The organism is Pontimicrobium sp. MEBiC01747 (assembly GCF_053601635.1).
This window is the reverse complement of record NZ_JBSHNS010000592.1, coordinates 1-4,063: the sequence shown is the minus strand read 5'-3', so window position 1 is coordinate 4,063 and position 4,063 is coordinate 1. Positions and strand designations below refer to the sequence as shown.

General features: G+C 31.7%; 3 protein-coding genes and 1 riboswitch. Of the genes, 2 read left to right on the top strand and 1 reads right to left on the bottom strand.

Going from position 1 to position 4,063, the window contains the following annotated elements; translation table 11 throughout:
• A partial coding sequence (locus ACVC2P_RS19905) for a TonB-dependent receptor plug domain-containing protein (protein ID WP_452600199.1) occupies positions 1-1,799 on the bottom strand: 1,799 nt, incomplete at its 3' end.
• Positions 1,800-1,831: 32 nt separating this feature from the next.
• A riboswitch (cobalamin riboswitch) is annotated at positions 1,832-2,120 on the bottom strand.
• A gap of 70 nt (positions 2,121-2,190) precedes the next feature.
• Here ACVC2P_RS19905 and ACVC2P_RS19900 point away from each other — a divergent pair.
• Both ACVC2P_RS19900 and ACVC2P_RS19895 read left to right on the top strand, forming a co-directional pair.
• Positions 2,191-3,348, top strand: coding sequence for an ABC transporter substrate-binding protein (locus tag ACVC2P_RS19900; protein WP_452600198.1), 1,158 nt, complete (start codon positions 2,191-2,193; stop codon positions 3,346-3,348).
• Positions 3,349-4,063 (top strand): iron chelate uptake ABC transporter family permease subunit (locus tag ACVC2P_RS19895; RefSeq protein WP_452600197.1); only part of this gene is annotated, 715 nt, incomplete at its 3' end. It lies immediately after the preceding gene.

Here is a 4,063-nt window from a genome sequence, read left to right as displayed (position 1 = left end):
CTATTTGGCATTGGACGCAATGCTACGTTTTCGTAATATCTATTGTATATATTATTTACTCTAAAATCTAGTTGATAATTAATTTTACCTTTAGTATTAAAAACATAACTTAAACCTAGATTACCTAGATCGTAAGTTGATAGTTTTTTTCTATCTATTTTAAATACTTCTCCATTAAATAAATGTTGGTAAAACATAGAAAATTGTTTGTAATTATAAGCTACAGATATGTTTCCTTTATGAAATGGTACGTATACCAATTGCTCTTTGGTTCTCGAATCTTCAGAAATAGTGTATGAGTAACGCCCAATTAAGTTAAAATGATGCTTTTTTAACTTATAATGCGAATTCAATTCTAATTCTGCCCCATAACTTTCTGTTTCTGCAATATTTATTGGGCTCCAGGTACCACTATTATTTGGGCGCCATTGTATTAAATCGGTGGTATTAATATAATACCCATTAATTTTTGCTGTAATTGTTTTAAAATGAATTTGCTGCCCAAAATCTAATTGGTAAGACGACTCTGGAACTAAATCTAAATTACCACCAGGCTGCCAATACAAATCATTAAATGTTGGCACTCTATAATTTTTAGAGCCATTTAATTGTAACGTATAATGCTTTGTTAATTGGTATGCAGCATCTACAGAAAATACAAATGGACTAGTAAAACCAGAAGTGAAATCTTTTCTAACATTTACACCATAACTTAATGCTTCTGTTGGTTTATGATTTAACAGTGCCGTTGCAGAAACTACCGTACGTTTAGGCTCACCAAAACTACTACCAGAACCTTTAAAACTATTAAAATCTACAATCGTTTTAAATTGAAGCGTATTAGAGATTCGATAATTAAAACTATGATTTATTAAATACGTATTTACTTTTCCGAAGGAATAATTGGGCTTATCCTTATTTTCAAAATAACGAAAAAGCTCCTGTAAATGCGCCACTTTAAGTTTCGAGGTATAACGATTAGAAACACGAGACCACTCTAACATGGTACGGTAATTTTCATCATCGTACTTACTTCTTGAACGCGCAACTAAAGTGCCAGACAGGTTTCTTTCGCTTTTAAAACTTTGCTGATATAATTTAAGTACATCTTTATCTGAAATAAAATACCCCAGGTTTACATTAATATTAAAGTTATTAAACTGCCCATTGGTATTAACATCGTCTGTACCTAGAAAACGATAATCGTTCTCAGAATCTATATAACTCACCCCTAAATTACCCGAAAATCTATTATTCCCGTAAGAGGCTGTATAATTAGTTTGTCTGGTTTCGAAACTGCCATAAGAAAGATTTACTCTATTTTTAAAGTGTGAGTAAAACTCTAATTTATTATTTAAATGCACACTTCCGCCAATACTACCGCTTCCATATTGTACACTTCCACCACCACTTCTTATAGCAATAGAACTATAATTTGTAGTATTTATGGTATTAAAATCGGTCTGTCCATTAAGTTGTGAGTTAATATTTATACCATTCCAAATTACTGCCGTTTGCGATGCATTAGTTCCTCTAAACGATGGAGAAGAAATCATACCAAAACCGTTCTCTTTAAAATAAATATTAGAATTAAAAGATAATATTCTGGTTAACGACATTGGGTTTTTAGTTAAAACAGAGTCGTTAAGTGTTTCTATTTTTACACCAGCAGCATAGTTTTTAAGCTTACTATCACTAAGCACAACCTCATCTAATGTTTGTATAGAATCCGTTAGTGTTTGTGCATAACTGCAAAAACTAACTACTAAAAGCCCTAATATACTAAGTGTTTTTTTCATAAATCTTCAAGACTCTTTACCCGAAAGTCATTTTTAGATGTTAAATAATGGCAGGTCTCCTGACTCTCGTCTAATTATTTACCTTCCCGATTATAAAAACCAGTGGTTAGAAGTTTAATAATTAGCATCACCTTACGTGACTAAGATTACAGTTGCGGGAACAGTTCAAGAATTAATGAGTTTAAAACGTTTAATCTATTTTAGATTATAGATATTAAAAATTGTAAATCTAAAATCTTCAATTGTAAATCATTGCACTTGATTCCCTTTTAATCGATTTTATAATAATTATAAAGCCGAACCAAAATTCGCTGCAAAAGTAACCTTTTTGTTTTATCTTCTTTACAAAAGATTAAATAATATTACTTTTGAAACATAAAATCCATTACAATTGAAATATCTTATACCTCTTTTAGTCTGCATTACCATCCTTTCATGTAAGGAAAACAAAGGCATAGAACGCCAATTACCACCTTTAGAGTCTAATACTCCAAGCATTAATATTGCTAACGCTTACGCGGAAGGATTTTCCATAACAAGCAACGGCAATCATTCCATTTTAGAAATAAATGCACCATGGCCAGACTCTCAAGATAACTTTAAATATGTTTTAATCTCTGCCAAAGAAGCTTCGAAAACAACCTTTATGCGAGATCAATACGATGGTATTATTATTACACCTATAAAAAAAATAGTAATTACCTCAACAACGCATATTCCTGCATTAGAATTATTAGGTGTTGAAAACACTTTAGTCGGTTTTCCTGGAACCAACTACGTGTCTTCTAAAAAAACAAGAGCAAGGATAGATAGTGGAACTGTAAGAGAGTTAGGAAAAAACGAAGGCTTAAATACAGAAGTATTGTTAAGTTTACAACCTAATCTTGTGGTCGCTTTTGGAGTAGATGGAAAAAGTAAATCGTTAAAAACCATTAAAAATGCCAATATTCCTGTTATATATAATGGAGATTGGGTAGAAAAAACACCTCTAGCAAAAGCCGAGTGGATTAAATTCTTTGGCGCTTTATACAATAAAAGTGAAGAGGCAAATAACATTTTTAAACAAATAGAAACCGATTATTTAAATGCTAAAACATTAGCACAAAAAGCAACAAAACAACCTACAATTTTAAGTGGAGCCATGTATAAAGACACTTGGTATTTACCAAACGGCACAAGTGCAGAAGCTCAGTTTTTAAAAGACGCTAACACCAATTATTTATGGAGCGATACTAAAGGCAAAGGAAGTTTAACTTTAAATTTCGAAACCGTTTTTAGCAAGGCCAAATCGGCAGATTTATGGTTAAGTCCTTCTTATTATACAAGTATAGAAGCCTTAGAAAAAGCCAATACACATTACACAGAGTTTGACGCTTTTAAAGCAAAAAAAATATATACATTTTCTAATACAACTGGCGCTACAGGAGGTGTTACCTATTATGAGTTAGGTACTGCTAGACCCGACCTAGTTTTAAAAGATATTATAAAAATTTGTCATCCGGAGTTATTAAACGATTATACACCTGTATTTTTTAAACCTCTAAACTAAGTGATAAAAACACAATCTTATAGAATATATTTTGTACTCTTAATTGTAGTACTCTTCCTATTTAGCATTATAAATGTTAGCTTAGGTTCTGTAAATATCTCTTTTAGTGAGTGTTTTAATAGTTTTTTTGCAAACCCAGAACATTATACTAGTAACGAGTATATTTTTCAAAATTATAGATTACCCAAAGCCATAACAGCCATTTTAGTAGGTTCTGGGCTTGGCGTATCTGGATTATTAATGCAAACCCTGTTTCGTAATCCATTAGCTGGGCCTTTTGTTTTGGGTATTACCTCTGGTGCTAGTTTAGGAGTTGCCTTAGTTATTATGGGGTCTTCCCTATTAGGAGGCATTTTAACGACTATATTAATTTCTAAATGGAGTTTAGTTATCGCAGCAAGTTTAGGTAGTTTTTTAGTGCTTTTAACCGTATTAATAGTCTCCTCTAAAGTAAGAGACACTATGGCTATACTAATAATAGGGTTAATGTTTGGTAGTATAACTGCTGCAGTAGTAAGTGTACTCTCCTATTTTAGTTCGGCAGAAGATTTACAACAATACATATTTTGGGGCTTTGGTAGTTTAGGAGATTTACAATGGGATGAGTTAAAATTATTTGCCACCATATATGGATTAGGATTGTTATTTAGTATCGCCTCAATAAAAGCATTAAATACTTTATTACTGGGCGAAAATTACGCCAAAAGTTTAGGTC